Origin of the sequence: Clostridioides sp. ZZV14-6154, assembly GCF_020657785.1 — a bacterium.
Taxonomy (GTDB): Bacteria; Bacillota; Clostridia; order Peptostreptococcales; family Peptostreptococcaceae; genus Clostridioides.
The window spans coordinates 172,695-190,789 of sequence record NZ_JAGWCY010000005.1; the positions used below are offsets into that span (position 1 = coordinate 172,695).

The following is an 18,095-nucleotide window of genomic DNA, read 5'->3' on the forward strand; positions in this document are numbered from 1 at the left end:
AATTTCCTCCTAATTATTTGAACACTACACTATAATTTTTTTTGAAACATATTCGCTCGTACTAGATGACACGATGCCTCCATAAGTTAATAAAAATTCTACATTGTCGCCTAATTTATAGTCATATTTTGTATTACTTACATCTAATATCATGTGGTCTGAACTTGCCCCTAATATCTTTATATCAGTGTCTATTGGAATTAAAGAGTCAATATTTATGTCCTGTTTACCTATTGCTATGATTGCCCTTTTTAAGATTCCCTTGTCTTCATAAACAGGTTTATTTCTAAAAGCATCAACTCCTATTTCACCAATAGGAACTGATGGCTTTTCTTTACATTCAACTATTTGACATATTAATTTGAATACATCTTGATATGTCCCATTTATATTTTTGCCATATGCGGTTTCTCTACCAAGTAGAATAGATTCACCTATTCTCAAATTAGTAACACCTTCTGGCATATTATTACTTGTCATTAAATGTATAGAGCTTGAGTTACCTCCTGATACTATTTCTAGATTTATTCCAAATTTACCTTCTATCTTTTGAGCTATACTTACTAGCCTACCTATATTTTCTTTAGATGGTATAACAGCTCCATAACAAGTTAAGTTTGTAGCTATACCAACTATTTTAATATTTTTTAATCTTACTATCTCTTTTATACTATTAAAGAGGTCTTCTTCATAAAAGTAACCTTCTCGTAAATCTCCTAAGTCAAACATAAGAACTATATTATGAATAATATTTTTACTTTCACATAACTCATTTAATTTCTTTATAGTTTCTAATTCTGAGTTAAAACTTATATCACAATAATTGATAACCTCTTCTAGTTCACTTATCATGGGTATTCTAATAAGCATTTTGGGTAAATTTATATCTTGTAATTTTTTTAAGTTTTGAATTCTTGAATCTGCTATATAGTCTATTCCTTCACTATATACTGCTTCTACTATTTCTTTTTGTGCACAAAATGATTTAGTTACAAAAGATACTTTAATGTTTCTTTCATGACAACTCTGTAAAATTATTTTAGCATTATGTCTTAATTTTTCTATATCTATTTCTAATCTAGGGTACATAATCTTTCCTCCTCGAAGTTCAAACTTTTTAGTAGGAGCTTAAGAGATGCTTCTTCGTATTTTTTAGACAAAACACCCATAGAAGCCATAATATAGTCACTATCTATCAATATCTTTGTTTTTTCCTTTGGAAATAGTAATTCTTTATTTTTATTGTATTTAGTTATATTGTCTAATATTTTAATTCTACTAGGGAGCCTAGTAAGTGCTCCCCCTGTACCCACTATATATCTTACTTCTGTTAAATCTTTTCCTTCTGCAATTTTGATTTTTCCAGTTGTTCCATAAATATTTCTTATTTTTCCTGAGTGTCTTAACATAGCTTTAATAACAGCTTCTTTTGTCAATCTCTCGACAAATAATATTTCTTCTTTTGATTTTGGTATTGGCGGATAATTATCTATTACTTTATCAATATCTATAGATAATTCATTTTGTAAATTTTCTTTGCCTATAACTTCTACTATATTTTTCATATTTACATATACACCTAAATCCCCCTCAACACTTCTCTTAGCTACAGGTTCAGGGTTAACTAATATTTTATTAATATAGTCACTTCCATCTGTAACAGAATGTACATCAGTAGTTGCTCCACCTACATCTAGAGTTAATAAATCTCCAATATTTTTATATAGGAGTTTAGAAGCTTCCATTACAGCCCCTGGAGTTGGAGTAATATTTTCATTAACCATTTCTTTAATATACTTCATTCCTGGTGCTGTAGTTATATGATCTTCAAACACACCTTGAATGATTTTTCTTGTAGGTTCTATATTCAATAAATCTATTTTAGGGTATACATTTTCTGTTATATAAAGCTTATAATTTGTATCTTCAAATATTAATCTTACTTCCTCTTGATTTTCAACATTACCAGCATATATAACTGGTATACCTAAATTCATAGAAGCTATCATTTCGGCATTATAAATAGCTGTATCTCTTTCTCCGTAATCAACTCCACCAGCTATTAAAATTATATTGGGATTTATTTCTTTTATTTTCTTTAAATCAGTTCTTTTAATTCTACCTGATGTTACTTGACGAATAACAGCTCCAGCTCCTAGAGCAGCTTCTTTAGCTGCTTTTACTGTCATATCATATACTAATCCATGAACAGTCATTTTTAATCCACCAGCTGCACTAGAAGTTGCAAACATATCATTATATTTTATATCATCTACAGATAATTTATTAGCTAAATCTTTAATAGCACCTGATAAGCCATTTCTTACATCGCCACCTTCAAACACTGTTGTTGGAGCCTGACCTTGACCTAAAAATACAGGATTATCAGTATCAATATCATGAAAAGCGTTTACCACAGTGGTAGTACTTCCTATTTCAGCTACCAACACATCTATTTTTAGAGAAACTTTTTTATTCTTCATTATTTATTATTCATTTCTCTTCTTTTTTCAACTAAGAAAGTGGCTACATGTATACCTTTACTATTTCTTCCAAATCCAGCATCTATTCCTTGTTCAACGGCTATTTCAGGTGTTACTTGTGTTCCTCCACAAGCAATCATTACTTTATCTCTTATACCTTTTTCTACACAATAATCGTGTAATTTCTTCATATTTTTATAATGAATATCATCATGACTTATTATTGTAGATGCAAGTATTGCATCTGCATTTAGCTCTATTGCTGCATCTACTAATTTCTCTACAGGTACAGAAGTTCCCAAGTAATGGCATTCTATACCATATTTTTCAATACCACCATGTTTTATATCTATTATTTCCCTTAAACCAACTGAATGTTCATCTTCTCCAACTGTTGCTGAAACTATTTTCATAGGTTTTTCTTCTATATCTGCTCTTATTTCTTCATCAGTTAGTACTTTAGGCTCTTCTGGTATTACTAAATCATTTAAATCTATATCAAATGGAACTCTTCCCTTTACTTCTATCCTAGTGCCTTCAGATTCATGCATAACTTCTCTACTTATAACCTCAACTTCTTGTAAATTCATTTTTTTGACAAATTCCAAAGCTGCAAACTCAGCTGTTCTTTTATCGGTAGGAAGCATCATTGTTATCATTACAATTCCATCTGCACACCATTCCATTTCAGGCTTGATTTTAGTTCCACTTCTGTATTCCTCTGATTCTTTTAGTCTGTTTTCCACGTTATCAAAATCATCAAGTTCATCGATGTATATTATTTTGTCTGGATTTTCAAATGTACATCCATCTATTAATATTGATGGATTCTCTATAGCTTTTTCATCGTATTGAGCTACATTATTGTATCCAAAGTGAGCAGTTACAGGTGCTAAATAATCTTTATCTCTTTCATAAACAGTACCTTCACCAACTCCGCCTTTTATTTTTCTAGATATTCCATCACCATTTCTTTCTGGATAATTTCCTGAGTCAACGAAGAATCCTTGTTCTACAGATTCAAAATATCCGCCAACTTCAAATATTTCTTCCATATATAATACAGCTCTTTCTTTAAGCTCTCTTGCTTTGTATCTTAATTCGCCAACATCTTTAAGTTCTATCATATCCATAAGACCATCCATACCAACTAAAGCTTGCTTTGCTGTATCACATGCTTCTATGTTGTATATATGCCAAGGTACATTTCTACCTTCGTCAGGTGTTATAGTTGATTGTATGTCAGCTCTAGTTAAAACTGATGTTAATAAATTTAATACATGAGTGACGGTCGCTTCTCTAGTTGATGATTCCATATATTTAGTATTCATTTGAGCTCTCATCTTATAATCGCTAAATAATTCCCTAAGTGCAACAGCGTAAGGTAAGTCTATTCTTAAACATGGTGCTGGAGGTGCTGTTGGTGGAACTGTTGATAAACATATATTACTTTTATCTATTCCTATTTTTTCTGAGAATATAGAATTTAAAGCGTGTTGAACCATAAGTTCAGGCATTACCTTCCATGCTTCTCTAGCAGTAGCATTAGCATTATGTGCTCCATCTATTTGAGCTATATTGGCAAAAGCCATTATTTGTTTAGCTTCACAAGCATCTACAAAAGATCTTACCATGTTTATATTTCTATATAGAACATTATATTGTGGGTCTTGATGTGCTCCATTGACCCCTTCTTCAGCAAACATTACTGCTACTTCAGGACCTGCAACACCGCTTACATATGAATGGTAATTAATAGGTCTACCAACTTCTTCTTCTATAAAGTCAAGAGCTTTTCTTTGAGCTCTTACTTGTTTTCTTGTTATTGGAACACCACCTATACCTTGAGGAGTACCTTCTATAAGTCCATCAAAATGCGATTGTCCAGCTGTTCTAATGACCATTAAGTGGTCAGCACCATGATGAGCTGCCATCCTCATTCTTCTTATATCATCTTCAAATCTTCCAGAAGCTATTTCAGTAGTAATAACTGGGCTTGGTTGAGGGTCTATATTATTGAAATATTTAGATGATGGTAACCCTATACTCTTCTTTAAAGGTTTTGTACAGTCTTTATATTCAAAAGGTCCCATTTCAAGATTTTCCAAGTGTTCTCTCCAAACCCAACCTCTTCTTTTTGGTTTATATTTATCCAAATCTTTTAATATATAGTCTATATCTAATTTTTTATTTTCCTTTAACATGATTCTACCCCTTCTCTAAATAAACATGTAACTTCATCCCAATATTCACCATTAACTAATAATAAACCAGCTTCTCTAACTGATATATTTTTAGATTTAGCAAACTTATAAACTACATGCCCTGCCCCCTTACCTATAAGACCTCTTTCCATAACACCTTCTAAAATAGGTTTTACCTCAAGAGAAGAAAATCCCATTCTTAACAAAACAGACCTTTCTATTGATGGTGTTGTGTTCTTTTTACCAAGGTCTATCATTGGTTCTACTATCTGGGTAGCTAAACTCCAAAATCTTTCTTTTAACTCATCATCACTCAATTTCTGAAGATGTTTTCTTCTAACCTCAAAATCATCCTCTCTTTTTTTCATGAACATTCCCCCATTCATATCAATTTAAGTGAATTTTCCAACTATTTATTTCATGTTAAATTAAAAAACAGTAACTATTATAAATTATTTAACGTATCAATAACAAAATCTCTTGAACTTTTTACTTCTTCCATTAAAAATTCTATATCTTGATTACTTATACTATCAACATCATGAATATCGTTGTGAGAAATACAATTTTTTATAAATGATTTTCTTATTTTATTCATATCAATATCAACACATTTTAATAATTCTGGTCTTTCTGGTAATATTAAGTTTACTCCTGCAATTTCTTCTTCTGGATTCCCAAATTTTATATCTATTCCATTTTCTCTTGCAAAAGTAAGTTGTGGACATATGTGTTTACCTGCACCTGTATACTCTGTCTCTTGTACTACTATAACTTTATCTTCATCTAATTCTTGTGCTAAAGAAAATGCTGCTGCTAAAGATGTATTACCAGCAGGACCTCTCTCTATCCCTTCCAACTGTGCTAATAATTCAGTTGTATAGAAAACTTCTCCTTGTTTTACTAACACATATCTGTCCATATATCTAAGTGGCCTAGCTGCAGATCTAGGTACATCTGACCTATCAGGCCATGTACAGAATGGTATACCAAAACCTGTATGTCCTGTTGTAAATGATTTTTTATTAAATTGATTATCACTAGCCATGTGTAATCCTTTCAAATCAACACTTGCTCCTACTACTTTAGTATTAAGGGAACCAGCTTTTATTAGACCCCTTGCAGTTCCAGTAAGATTACCTCCACCTGCATTTGTACAAACAACTATATCTGGGTCTTTTTTATATTTTTCTCTAAATTGAATAGCTAACTCATACCCTAAAGTTTCTACACCTGCAATGCCAAATGGTGAATATAATGATGCATTAAAATAGCCTGTTTCTTCTAATAAAACTAAGAATGTATAAAATAATTCTGGCCCAACAGTTAATTGAACAACTTCTGCTCCATAGGCTTCACATTTTCTTGCTTTCTCTATAATTTCAGGTTGACCTACACCATTAGAATCATAGCATTCTTGGACTATTATACATTTTAACCCCTGCATTGCTGCTTGAGATGCTACAGCTGCCCCATAGTTACCACTAGTGGCTGCTATTACACCTTTATATCCCATTTTTTTGGCATGATATACTGCAGTAGCTGCTCTTCTCGCTTTAAAGCTACCAGATGCATTCATTGCTTCATCTTTTACAAATATTCTAGCACCTTTACCTTCTGGAGCGCATTTTCTAGCTAGCTTAGTCAAATTTTTAAGTTCTATTATAGGAGTATTTCCAACAGCATATTGTGATTGAATTGCTTCAATATCTTGTAATGTATATCCTGTTTCACCCATCATTTTTTCATAATCAAATCCTATTCCTTCTTGTTCAAAAGATGAGTAATCCAGTCCAATTGCATTTTTCATTATTTCATTGTTTCTTCCCATAACAGCTTGATAGCTCATATCTTTCATTGATGCTGCATTATTCATTACATACACCTCCAAATAATATTTCTTTCGCCTGTATTCCTATTTGGAGTAACTCTGGTATACATTTACCATAATCATGAGTATAGTATGGATTTACTTTAAGTAAATTACCTTTTACAAGTCTACCTGTAATTGTTTTAACTTCTACTAAATCGCCTATAAAAGCATCTTTTTGTATAAATCCTTTAACCCACATTTCTAAGGATACTTTCTTAGTATCCTCTGGAACTTGTGGAGCTCTTTCTTCTGGAGTTAACACTATATTGTGTATAATAACCCAATCATTAATTTTAGCATCCATTTTTTCATCCCCTTATTAACTATGTTATTTTATTAATTTGCTTTTGATTCTTCTTCTAATTCAACTTCTATCTGATTTCTTATATCTCCCATTATTGCTCTAGGTACTGGTATATCCAACATAGTTTTAAGACCTGGTCTAGCATTTATTATTAATGGAATAGAGTTTACTATCATTGCGTAAGTACCTACCCCTCCAGGTATTTCAGGATTTATTTGTAAATCAATGTTTGGTATCCCTTTTATTGATACATAGTCTCCTGTTTTAATGCCTTCTGCTTCAGGTATTATCTGTTGTGGATGCTCCATTTCAATTAAAACGTCTCCATTTACATATCCATATCCACATTGTCTACAACCAGCAACATTTCCAGCTAATGCCTCACCGTACTTAGATTTTCTATCTACTGTAGTCATTATTGGTTCTTTTGTTTGTTCTATCTTATCTAGTTTCCATCCTAATCCATCAGCTATCATATTTATTGATTCTACAAATCCTACATGACCTGCTATAGTATTATTTTCTACACCTTTTATGAACTCTTCTTTTGTTACTCCAACACCTTGTTCTACCATAACAGATTTTCCAAATGGTGATAAATCATTTACCCTCTTAGCTTTTATACTATTAACTTCTTCACAAGTACCTGAAAGTGCTAATACTAGTAAATCTAATACAAACCCTGGATTTATTCCTGTTCCAAGAATACTTACTCCATTCTCTTTTGCAACTTCATCCATTTGCTTAGCCAAATCTGCATCATCAGCTTGTGGATATGCCATTTGTTCTGCTGTTGATATAACATTTATTTTTCTATTTAATAAGAACATTATTTTATCAAAAGCCTTTTTGGTAAATGAATCAGTTGCTAATAAAACAACATCTGCACTTTTTTCTTTAAAAACTTCTTCATAATTTCCATTGATAATAACTTCTTCTCTTTCTCCTCTTTCAATTCCTAGGACATCATACATACTTTTACCTGAAGTACTTCTACTGCAAACAGATACTATTTCTATACCTTCTTTTTTTAAAATCATATTAGCCATTCCTATCCCCATAGCTCCAAATCCCCATATACCAACTCTTACTTTTCTCATATATACACCCTCCTAAAAATTTATATATTCTTAATTATTAGTTAAAGCATAAATCGTGCCAACTTCAAAACGAAGTTAAATATTTATGAGAACGTTGAAACTATAATTATCTTGTTATATATTTTCATAAATAAAAAATAATATTTTTTCTGAGAAATAAAAAAAGAGCAAAAAATTTTGCTCTTTCATAATAATTTTGCTCCTTTATTTTGCTCCTTTATAATATTTTGATATTATATTTTTTCATTTTATACTGTAAATTTTGCCTGTTCATACCTAAAATTGATGCAGCCTTAGTTATATTATATGAGGTCTTTTCTAATGATTCATATATATACTTCTCTTCTATCTCACCAATAATATTATTAAGTGTCTTATTCTCTAAATCATTTAAAGAATAATTGTTAACCTCTTTATTCTCTTTTAGATTGTAATAGTCATTTAGATTAATCATGCTTGTTTCTATTTGTATCTCGTCTTCCATCATACTCATAGTACAATAAATTATGTTTTCCAGTTCTCTTATGTTACCTTGCCAGTCATAATTTTTTAAAATTCTGATAGCTTCATCTGAAATACCTACTACTTTTTTATTTAACTTTTTATTATACTTTGAAATAAATTTTTTGCATAATACAGATATATCCTCTTTTCTATCTCTAAGAGGAGGAATTTTTATATGTATTATGTTAAGCCTATAATATAAATCTTTTCTAATTTTATTCTCATTTAAAATAACTCTTGGACTTTCATTTGTTGTTGCAATAATTCTTACATCAACAGGTATATCTTTGGTCCCTCCAACTCTTCTTACATAACCTTCTTGCAAAACCCTTAGTAATTTAGCCTGTAACATAATAGGCATGGAATTTATTTCATCTAATAATAATGTTCCTTTGTTAGCTTGTTCAAATAAACCTGGCCTGTCTATTGCACCTGTAAATCCTCCCTTAGCAGTTCCAAATAGTATTCCTTCGAATAATGATTCTGGTAAAGCTGCACAATTTTGTGCTATAAACGGATAATTTTTTCTATTACTTCCATAGTGAATGGACTGGCTAAATAACTCTTTGCCTGTCCCAGTTTCACCATATATAAATACTGAGGCATCAGACTTACAAGCTTTCTTAGATTTTGCTATTGCCTCTTTAATCAAATCACTTTCACCTAAAATATCATCAAATTCATAGCCATTTTTTTGTTTATTATTAACTTTATTAACTAAATTTTTTTTATAGCTTCTGTTTAATAAATTTTCTATAGTTGTCATATTCTTTGATATTTCAAGTGCCCCTACAAATTCTCCTTTAATATCAATTGGTATCGTAGTATTTATTGCTGTTATTTCTTTTCCATTTTTATCTAGATATTTTTGAATATTGTCTTTAATAATTTCCCTTTTTTCCAAAACTTCTACTAGTGTACTTCTATTTATTTTCATTTTGCTGACTATATCAAAAAATGAATTAGTTAAAATATCATGTCTATTCATTTTTTCCATTTTTTGTACAGAATCATTGTAGATTATAGTTTTCCCTTCTTTATTAACAAAATGTACCCCTTCATCAATATTTTCCAATATTTCATTCATTACTTTAAAAAATATTTCTTGGTTCAACTATATCACCCCAGTACCTAAATATATAACAACCCCAAAATAAGTAAAATATTTCTATATATTTATCTTATCACATATTTATGATATTTTTTATGTCCATTATATTTTTAATTAACGCTGGATGAACTATATAGTAGAGTATGAATAGCAAAAAGAAGCTATCACAGAATAAATTTAATTTACTCATGCGATAACTCCCTTCTGCAAACTAATATTTAATTTTTATGATATTTATTTCTAAAAAGCAGTCTCATGTCCAACATAACAGGCTATGCCATTATCTAAAAATATGTCCTGTAATTCTTCAAGATGTTCTTCATCAACATCTCCTTTATCAGAATACTCATATTCTTTACCTAATTGAATCCACTTTGATTCTCCTAGTCTATGAAATGGTAATAGGTTAATTTCTACTAAATTATTTTTATGCATAAAAGATATAATATCATTTATATTTTCCATACTATCATTAAACCCTGAAATAACTGGTACTCTAAGTACTAATCTTCCACCCCAGTCAGAGTTTACAAGATTTGATATGTTTTCTAATATTAAATCATTATACACACCTGTTTGTTCTTTGTGTTTTTCTCTATCCATATGCTTTATATCAATAAACGCAAAGTCTATATCCTTAAATATATTATTAAAAATTTCATTTGAAACACATGCACTCGTTTCAATAGCAGTGTGCACATTTGTTTCATGACATTTTAATAGCACTTCATGTAAAAATTCATGTTGAAGTAGTGGCTCTCCTCCACTAAATGTTACTCCTCCATTACTTCTCCAGTTGTTAGAATCACGCTTAATCACCTTTACAAGTTCATCTACAGTATAGGGTTTTGCACATAATTTAAACGCATTATAATAACATGAGTTGACACATTCAAAACTCTCACAATTCTTACATATATCCCAATCTATGACGGGCTTATTGTCAAGGTCAAAACTCAATGCACCATTTTTACATTTACCATGACATACAGTACATCCATTTTCATATTGACAAGACAACTCACTAAACATCATATGTGGTCTAACAGTCCAACTTTCAGGATTTGCACACCACTTACAACTAAGTGGACATCCATTTAAAAATACAGTTGTTCTACAACCTGGCCCATCATGAACTGAAAAGCTTTGTATATCAAAAATCATTCCTTCTAATTGGCTTTGACTATTCATTAAACACATGCCCTTCACAAGTAATTGCGTTTAATGTTGAGTATACCCAATCTTTATTTTCTAACCCAACACATTTACCTATACCTTCATCATTAGCGTCAACAAAATTTTTACAATTTTTACATTTTGGCATTACTTTTATTTCTGAACATGCTTCATCATCTAGATTAATCATTTGTTTTGATAATCTACAAATCCCTTTAGTGGCATCTACTGCGCAAAAATTCATACAATCACTATGTTTTCTCATATTTTACACCCCTTCATACTCTGTTCTAGCAATTACTTCATCTTGTATTGGTTTACCTAACTCACACCAATATTGAGTAAATCCAGCAACACGTACCATTAGTTGACGATAATTGTCAGGATTTTTTTGTGCATCTTTCAAAGTTTCTGAGTCCACAACATTGTATTGAATATGGAATCCACCTTTTCTTAAATAACTTCTTGTTAAATCTAACAGTTTTTTTGTTCCTTGTTGTCCTCTAATAGTTGTTGGGTGAAGTTTTAAATTCATTTGAGAATTTTGAACTACTGCTTGGTCCCAAATAGTTGCAGATTCAAATAATGCATACACACCATTTTTATCTGTTCCTGCATATGCAGAAACTGAACCATCTGAATATGTTGTTCCACTTAATCTACCATCTGGAGTAGCTAAAGTGGCAGCTCCTTGTGGCCCATGTGTAGATACAGAAATTTGACAAGGATACATTTTTTTAGCATATAAAGATTGTGCTTCTTCACACACTTTTGCTAACCATATTTCATAATTTTTAAGAATCGTATCTGCATACAAATCATTGTTTCCATATTTAGGTGCATCAAGACAGGCCTTATAAATAGCATCATATTTGCCAGTCTTATCTACTTTTACTTGGTCTGCCATAGAATAATTACCAACTTCTAATGCGTCTTTAAATCCAAAATTATTTAATACAGCATCCTTCATTTCTTCAACTGTAAAAGTTTTGTCATCATATACAAGTTTTTTAAGTGCAGCAAATGAATTAACCATAGTAACAGTTCCACAAGTTTCTACATTTAATGTTGCATTATAACGATAGCCCATATTTCCTATATGTTGACCTTTATCTAAACAGTCTGGTTTTAATAGAGAATTTATTATAGAAGTATCAAACTTTCTCCATATATCTAACTCAATATTATTTGCTCTCTCAAGAACATTTATCGCTTGTTTATAATAGTCTTTAAATACTTCTACAACTTCTTCATAAGTATCTAATGGCTTATTATGAGGTTCAAATACTTGTATATTCATACGATGGTCTTTACCATTCATAAGAACAAGCTCTAAGATTTTGGGATTAGCAATAAAGTGAACTCCAGAACCAGCAGATTGTCCTGCTCCACCTGCAATAGAATATGTCTTTCCATTTAAAGTCAGTTGTTTCCAGCATCCTGGAGATGTTTCAAGACATCCACCTAATGCAAATGCTCTAGCTTCTTCAACAGTCATTCCTTCATCGGCAAATTGCTTCATCATAAATGTTGTCCCATTTGAATTGTTTACCCATGCTGGATAACCAGAACCAAGTTTTGTACATTCAACAGCTTTCATTAAAAAATCTTCTGGAAGTTTTTCATCATATAACATAGTCAAGCTAGGTTGAGGAGTTCTACATCTCATACTTGCCTCTAATAATAATTCTTCTAATTCATTAGCTCCTGTAGAACCATCTTCTCTTAAACCACCTATAGATAAAGTATTAAATGTATTTCCTGATAATACTCCTCCATTTACACCTGCTGAAGCAAAACAGTCAATACAAGTGATTTTTATTCTGTAAAGTTCTAATAATTCAATAACTTCTTCTTTTGTAATTAGTCCTTTTTCCATATCCTGTTCATACCAAGGATATAAAATTTGACCAAAGCGACCTATAGACATACCAGATATCGCATCTTCGTTTACTGATGCTATATGGATTGTATAAGTCAATTGAAGAGCTTCTCTAAATGTACGAGGTTGTTTATGTGCAATATGTTCTAATATCTCTACTAAATCTGAATATTCTTTTTTTGCTTCTAAATCTGTTTCTATACTCTCTAAATATTTTGCATGTTTTGCATAGTTTAAAATCCAAGCTTGTAACCCTTCAATAACTTGAATAACAGCTTCATAAAAATATAGACGATCCATTCCGATAAGACCATCTCCAGATGCATTTCCTGCGACTGCTTTTTTACATTCTTTTGCCATTTCTATAATTCCATCTAATCCATAATTTAAAGGATAAAAATAGTTTATAACTTCTCTACCTTGAGGAAGTGTATATCCTGAATCAAACATGCATATAAGTGTACTCATTAAATTTTCTTTTAAATCATAATCTGGCATCATCTTTTCATAGTGAAATCCTAAATCTTCAACTGATTTTCCAACCCATTCTTTTGCCATTTTTACAAGAACAGGAACTTCTTCTTTTCTCATTCCAAATTTACCAGCTATTGAAACAACATTTCCAAAACTTTCAGTTACATTTCCTCCACCAGAACCAAATTTTGTAAGCTCATCTGCTGTATTGCTAGCTAACTTCTTTGCTTCTTCTTTCATTTGTTCTCCCTGAGCAACAAAGAAACTTTCACTTACCCAAGGCATTGGGAAAGAGCCTCTATAATGGCGTGTTTTTTGCATTACTATCTTCTCACCAGGTATTATATTTGGTGTCATATGAGAAAAAGCAGCTTTAAGAGCTTTAGCTCTTCTAACTACTGCTATATCACCATCTGATTTTCTATATTCTCTATTGTACCAATATGGAAATTCCATATCAGCTGTAGACAATGTATTGTAATATACATTCAATAAATCATCTGCTCTTTTACTTGCTTTTTTTTCACTAAGTTCATCTAAATTTTCTTGATTTTGAAAATTTGCTTTAATATTTTTTGCTTCTAAAATACTTCTTATTTTATCTTCTTTACTTTGACTCATTTCTTCCCCTCCTTAAACTTTCTACACTTAGTATAAAACTTTTTAAGAATGAAAAAAAAGAGTCTATTACCCACTTTCTAAAATAATCTTTCTACAAAAAAATAAAACTTAAAACAATTTAGACCATAAATTTACCTTATATCTAAATATCTAAAAAACCTCCTGATTTATTAGAATATAAAGATTCTCCATGGTCTTGTTTTAAGCTTTAATAGACAACATATTTAATTTTATAAAAATACTTACTCAATATATTTTTAAACCTAGTTTATATTACTGGTTTATCTTAAGATTTGGAACTGCATTCAGACTCATATCATGTGTTTTATTGTTTATGAAATTATAATATCCTGCACAACCTATCATAGCAGCATTATCTGTACATAAAATTAAAGGAGGATATTTAACTATAATTCCACTTTCTTTTGCAAGTTCTGTTATTTTAGCTCTAAGACCAGAGTTAGAAGCAACTCCACCAGAAAGAGTTATAACATCATAACCTTTATCTTTTGTTGCCTTTAATGCTTTAGTAGCTAAAACTTCAACTACAGCTTCTTGAAAAGATGCAGCAACATCTTCAACTACTATTTCTTCATTTTTCATCCTTTTTACATTTAAATAATTCAATACAGAAGATTTTAGACCACTAAAACTAAAGTCATAGCTATCCTCTTCTAAATAAGCTCTTGGAAATTCTATAGCATGCTTATTTCCCTTTTTAGCTAAATTATCAATAATAGGACCTCCTGGGTAACCCAAATTCATAGCTCTTGAAATCTTATCGAAGGCTTCTCCAGACGCATCATCTCTCGTCTTTCCTAAAATTTCATATTTACCATAATCTTTAACTTCTACTAAATGAGTATGACCTCCCGATACTATTAATGTTATAAAAGGAGGTTTTAAATCTTTATGTTCTATATAGTTTGCACTTAGATGTCCCTCAATATGATTTACTCCTACAAGAGGAATATCCAATGTATATGCAAGTGCTTTAGCATAGGATAATCCAACTAATAAAGCCCCTACTAGCCCTGGACCATATGTAACTGCAATGTGGTCTATATCATTAAATCCTATATTTGCCTTGTCTAAAGCTTCTTGAACAACTATATCAATATTTTCCACATGTTTTCTTGAAGCCACCTCTGGTACTACACCGCCAAACTTTTTATGTGTTTCTATTTGAGTAGAGATTATGTTTGAAAGTACTTCTCTACCATTTTTTAAAACTGATGCAGCTGTCTCATCACAGCTACTCTCTATAGCTAATGTTATTATATCACCCATAAACTCTACACCTCTTTTAATTGGTTCCACATTATAATTGCATCTTCTTTATTATCACTGTAGTATTCTTTTCTGATTCCACCCATTTTAAATCCATATTTTCTATATAGATTTTGTGCTATTTTATTTGATGCTCTAACTTCTAATGTCATAGACGCAATATTATTATCTTTACATAAATCAACTAATCTTTTTATTAACTTATCTCCTATTTTTCTGCCTCTATAGTCACTATGAACAGCTACATTATTTATATGCCCTTCATCAATTATAAGCCAAATTCCAACATATCCAACTACTTTTCCATCTAGTTTTGCTACTATATACTTTGCAACTTCATTAGATAACTCTTTTCTAAAAGATTCTTTTGACCAATAATCTTCAAAACAATTTTTTTCTACTTCAAAAACTTCATCTATATCTTTAATAGTCATTTCTTCTATTTTTACATCATCTACTATTTGTTTTGTATTATCTTTCATTATTTATCCTCTTCATTTTTTCGTCATATTGTACTTCAGCCTGAGATTTTCTGATATACATAGGGTTTATTGTATAACAAGTATGTACATCTATATTTTTACTATATTTATTTAATGCTACAGAACATAAGCTTCCTGCTTTAGATACATTATGAGCTGGTGAAGGTATCTTTATATTTTTTATGTTTTCTAGCTCATCCTTATATTTATAAACAGCTTCTCCAACTATTATAAATTCTTCATCACTTGATTTAATCTCTTTTAGTAAAGTTTCAAACTCTACAACATCAACACTATCTAACTCTATTAACTCTCCATCTTCAAACTTATATTTAGCTGAATAAACCTGATTTTTTTGTGCATCTAATATAGAGCATATTTTTCTTTCGCATAAATTCATATTACCAGCTAAAGATTCTAAAGAATTTACTGCTATTATTGGTAGATTATTTACATGGGCTATAGCTTTTACTGTAGCCATACCTATTCTAAGACCTGTAAATGAACCAGGCCCTATACATATAGCTAACAAATCCATCTCTTTTATGTTTAAATCACTCATATCCAACATATTTTCTATCATTGGCATAAGCTTTTGTGAATGAGTTTTTTTGTTATTTACTGTAAACTCACAGATTAAATTATCATCTTCGACAACTGCTACACTTGCTGCCATAGAAGATGTATCTATACCTAATATCTTCATTATTTAATCAACTCCTCAACTATACCTTTATAATAATCTCCTTTTGGAGTTAATATCATTTCTCTTCCTTCATCTTTGTATCTTAATTCTATGTTTAAATATTCTTTTGGAAGTATATCTTCTATTAAATTACCCCATTCAATTATACAGATTCCATTTGAATTTATATATTCATCATATCCAATATCATACATTTCATCACTACTACCAATTCTATAAACATCAAAATGATACAAAGGTATTTTTCCTTCATATTCGTTTATTATAGTAAAAGTTGGACTTGTTATATAATCATTTATTCCTAATGAGTCTGCTAAACTTTGTGTCATTGTGGTCTTTCCAGCTCCTAAATCCCCCACTAAACAAATTACACTACCTTCTTTTAATAATTCACCTAATTTATGTCCTATTTCTCTAGTTTTACTTTCATTTTCTAAATATATTTTTGCCATTAATTCATCTCCATCTTGATATAATCGTCGTGTGAATTTATATCACTGCTTAATTAATTATAGTATAAGCCCCAACTATTATAAAGTACTTCTATTTATCTTTTTTGTTTATCTTTCAATATTGATGATTCTCTGAACCTCCCATGGCTAAAGTCATGAGTGTGCGTAGCTATTTTTTAATCAAAACTTATATATAATCATCAATAGCAATCTTTACATATTCTTTTGCCTTACAATTTTGTTTTAGAGCTTCTTTACATATTTCCTCTGATTGCTCTTTTACGTACTTGAGAGATTTATAATTTTCTTTTACTGCTTCAATGCACATTTTTTCTGTTTGATTTTTTATATACATAAGCATCTTTCCATTTTGTCTTACAATCTCTGTACATATCTCTTCTGTATAGTTATCTATGTAATTTAGTACATCTTTAATATTGTACTTTTTATCCAAATATCTTATAGCTCTTATACATGTTTCTTCTGTCTTATTATTAACAAATTGTAGGCTCCTTCCATCTTGTTTAACTGCTTCTAAACATATTTTTTCTGTTTGCTGGTTTACATATTGTAATGCCATACCATTTTGACTTACAGCTTCTATACACATTTTTTCTGTTTGGTTTTGTACATATTGAAGTGCTTTATAGTTTCGTTTTATTGCTTCTATACATAATTCTTCACTTTGTTCTCTAACATATGCAAGACACCTGCCATCTTTTTTAATTGATTCTAAACATATTTTTCTTGTTTGAACCTCTAAAGCTTTTAATATACTTACAACATCTATATTAGAAGAACATCTTATTGCTTTTATAATAAGTTCTTCTGTTTGATTTCTTACATACTTAAGTGCATTGCAATCCTTTTTTATTGCTTCAAGACATATATACTCAGTTTGTTCTTTTACATATTCAAGTGCTCTATAATTGTACCTTATAGCTTCTAAACATAATTCTTCTGTTTGCTCTTTTACATACTTCAAAGCTTTATAATTCTGCCTTACCGCTAAAATACACATACCATCTGTTTGGTTATTTATATTTTCTAATTCATGATAATCATACTTCACTCTTTCCATATTTTCAATATATTCATTCGTAATATGCTTTAAAGAATCTCCTAACATTTCACTATCAATGCCTATATGAATATTTTCCCAATCACTATTAAAATAATACCCTTTATCGTCTAAAAATACTTTTTTCATTTTTTTACATACTTTCATAAATCTACTCTCCTATCATTATTAAATTAGCTATTATTAAGAATTACAGTTCAAAACATTATTTATTCTTAATAATAACTTTATTTTTTGTTTATTATGAATTCGCTCTGCATATTGTAGATACCTTTTTAGTATTTTAATAGTTAATCGTTTTAATTCTTCCTTTATTTTAAAAATTAAATCTGTCTAAATATTTCTTATTTTA

General features: G+C 30.2%; 16 protein-coding genes. All 16 read right to left on the minus strand.

The features are described from left to right. Positions 1-24 precede the first annotated feature (24 nt). Positions 25-1,089 (minus strand): ornithine racemase Orr, encoded by a 1,065-nt coding sequence (gene orr, locus KGF45_RS12635; RefSeq protein WP_227842673.1) that lies wholly within the window; start codon positions 1,087-1,089, stop codon positions 25-27. Beyond that, entirely contained in the window at positions 1,074-2,483 is a 1,410-nt protein-coding gene (locus KGF45_RS12640) for a GlmL-related ornithine degradation protein (protein ID WP_227842674.1), read from the minus strand. Before KGF45_RS12640 ends, orr begins: the two co-directional genes overlap by 16 nt. Further along, entirely contained in the window at positions 2,483-4,687 is a 2,205-nt protein-coding gene (gene oraE, locus KGF45_RS12645) for a D-ornithine 4,5-aminomutase subunit OraE (RefSeq protein WP_227827851.1), read from the minus strand. The genes KGF45_RS12640 and oraE overlap by 1 nt, the downstream gene beginning before the upstream one ends. Beyond that, the gene (locus KGF45_RS12650) at positions 4,681-5,055 is read right to left on the minus strand and encodes an ornithine aminomutase subunit alpha (RefSeq protein WP_227827852.1); all 375 of its coding nucleotides are present in this window, start codon (positions 5,053-5,055) and stop codon (positions 4,681-4,683) included. The genes oraE and KGF45_RS12650 overlap by 7 nt, the downstream gene beginning before the upstream one ends. A 77-nt stretch (positions 5,056-5,132) precedes the next feature. Beyond that, complete coding sequence (ortB, locus tag KGF45_RS12655) at positions 5,133-6,563, minus strand: 2-amino-4-oxopentanoate thiolase subunit OrtB (protein ID WP_227839989.1); 1,431 nt, start codon at positions 6,561-6,563, stop codon at positions 5,133-5,135. Beyond that, positions 6,556-6,864 carry a 2-amino-4-oxopentanoate thiolase subunit OrtA gene (gene ortA / locus KGF45_RS12660; protein WP_227827854.1) on the minus strand — a complete coding sequence of 103 codons (309 nt, stop codon included), beginning with the start codon at positions 6,862-6,864 and terminating at the stop codon, positions 6,556-6,558. Before ortA ends, ortB begins: the two co-directional genes overlap by 8 nt. A 32-nt stretch (positions 6,865-6,896) precedes the next feature. Continuing rightward, positions 6,897-7,964, minus strand: a complete 1,068-nt coding sequence (gene ord, locus KGF45_RS12665) for a 2,4-diaminopentanoate dehydrogenase (protein ID WP_227827855.1) — start codon at positions 7,962-7,964, stop codon at positions 6,897-6,899. A gap of 217 nt (positions 7,965-8,181) precedes the next feature. Next, positions 8,182-9,555: a sigma 54-interacting transcriptional regulator gene (locus KGF45_RS12670; RefSeq protein WP_227827856.1), complete on the minus strand. Its 1,374-nt coding sequence runs from the start codon at positions 9,553-9,555 to the stop codon at positions 8,182-8,184. A 264-nt stretch (positions 9,556-9,819) separates the two neighbouring features. After that, positions 9,820-10,770 (minus strand): 4-hydroxyphenylacetate decarboxylase activase, encoded by a 951-nt coding sequence (hpdA, locus tag KGF45_RS12675; RefSeq protein ID WP_227827857.1) that lies wholly within the window; start codon positions 10,768-10,770, stop codon positions 9,820-9,822. After that, a complete protein-coding gene (gene hpdC, locus KGF45_RS12680) occupies positions 10,763-11,020 on the minus strand; it encodes a 4-hydroxyphenylacetate decarboxylase small subunit (RefSeq protein WP_227827858.1) in 258 nt (85 codons plus the stop codon). The genes hpdA and hpdC overlap by 8 nt, the downstream gene beginning before the upstream one ends. Before the next feature lie 3 nt (positions 11,021-11,023). Beyond that, positions 11,024-13,732, minus strand: a complete 2,709-nt coding sequence (hpdB, locus tag KGF45_RS12685; protein WP_227827859.1) for a 4-hydroxyphenylacetate decarboxylase large subunit — start codon at positions 13,730-13,732, stop codon at positions 11,024-11,026. 273 nt (positions 13,733-14,005) lie between these two features. After that, complete coding sequence (tsaD, locus tag KGF45_RS12690) at positions 14,006-15,022, minus strand: tRNA (adenosine(37)-N6)-threonylcarbamoyltransferase complex transferase subunit TsaD (RefSeq protein WP_227827860.1); 1,017 nt, start codon at positions 15,020-15,022, stop codon at positions 14,006-14,008. A 5-nt stretch (positions 15,023-15,027) separates the two neighbouring features. After that, positions 15,028-15,504: a ribosomal protein S18-alanine N-acetyltransferase gene (rimI, locus tag KGF45_RS12695; RefSeq protein ID WP_227827861.1), complete on the minus strand. Its 477-nt coding sequence runs from the start codon at positions 15,502-15,504 to the stop codon at positions 15,028-15,030. Next, a complete protein-coding gene (gene tsaB, locus KGF45_RS12700; RefSeq protein WP_227827862.1) occupies positions 15,494-16,210 on the minus strand; it encodes a tRNA (adenosine(37)-N6)-threonylcarbamoyltransferase complex dimerization subunit type 1 TsaB in 717 nt (238 codons plus the stop codon). The genes rimI and tsaB overlap by 11 nt, the downstream gene beginning before the upstream one ends. Next, a complete protein-coding gene (gene tsaE / locus KGF45_RS12705) occupies positions 16,210-16,662 on the minus strand; it encodes a tRNA (adenosine(37)-N6)-threonylcarbamoyltransferase complex ATPase subunit type 1 TsaE (protein ID WP_227842675.1) in 453 nt (150 codons plus the stop codon). Before tsaE ends, tsaB begins: the two co-directional genes overlap by 1 nt. A gap of 187 nt (positions 16,663-16,849) precedes the next feature. Next, positions 16,850-17,890, minus strand: coding sequence for a DUF4116 domain-containing protein (locus KGF45_RS12710; RefSeq protein WP_227827864.1), 1,041 nt, complete (start codon positions 17,888-17,890; stop codon positions 16,850-16,852). Positions 17,891-18,095: the final 205 nt, after the last annotated feature.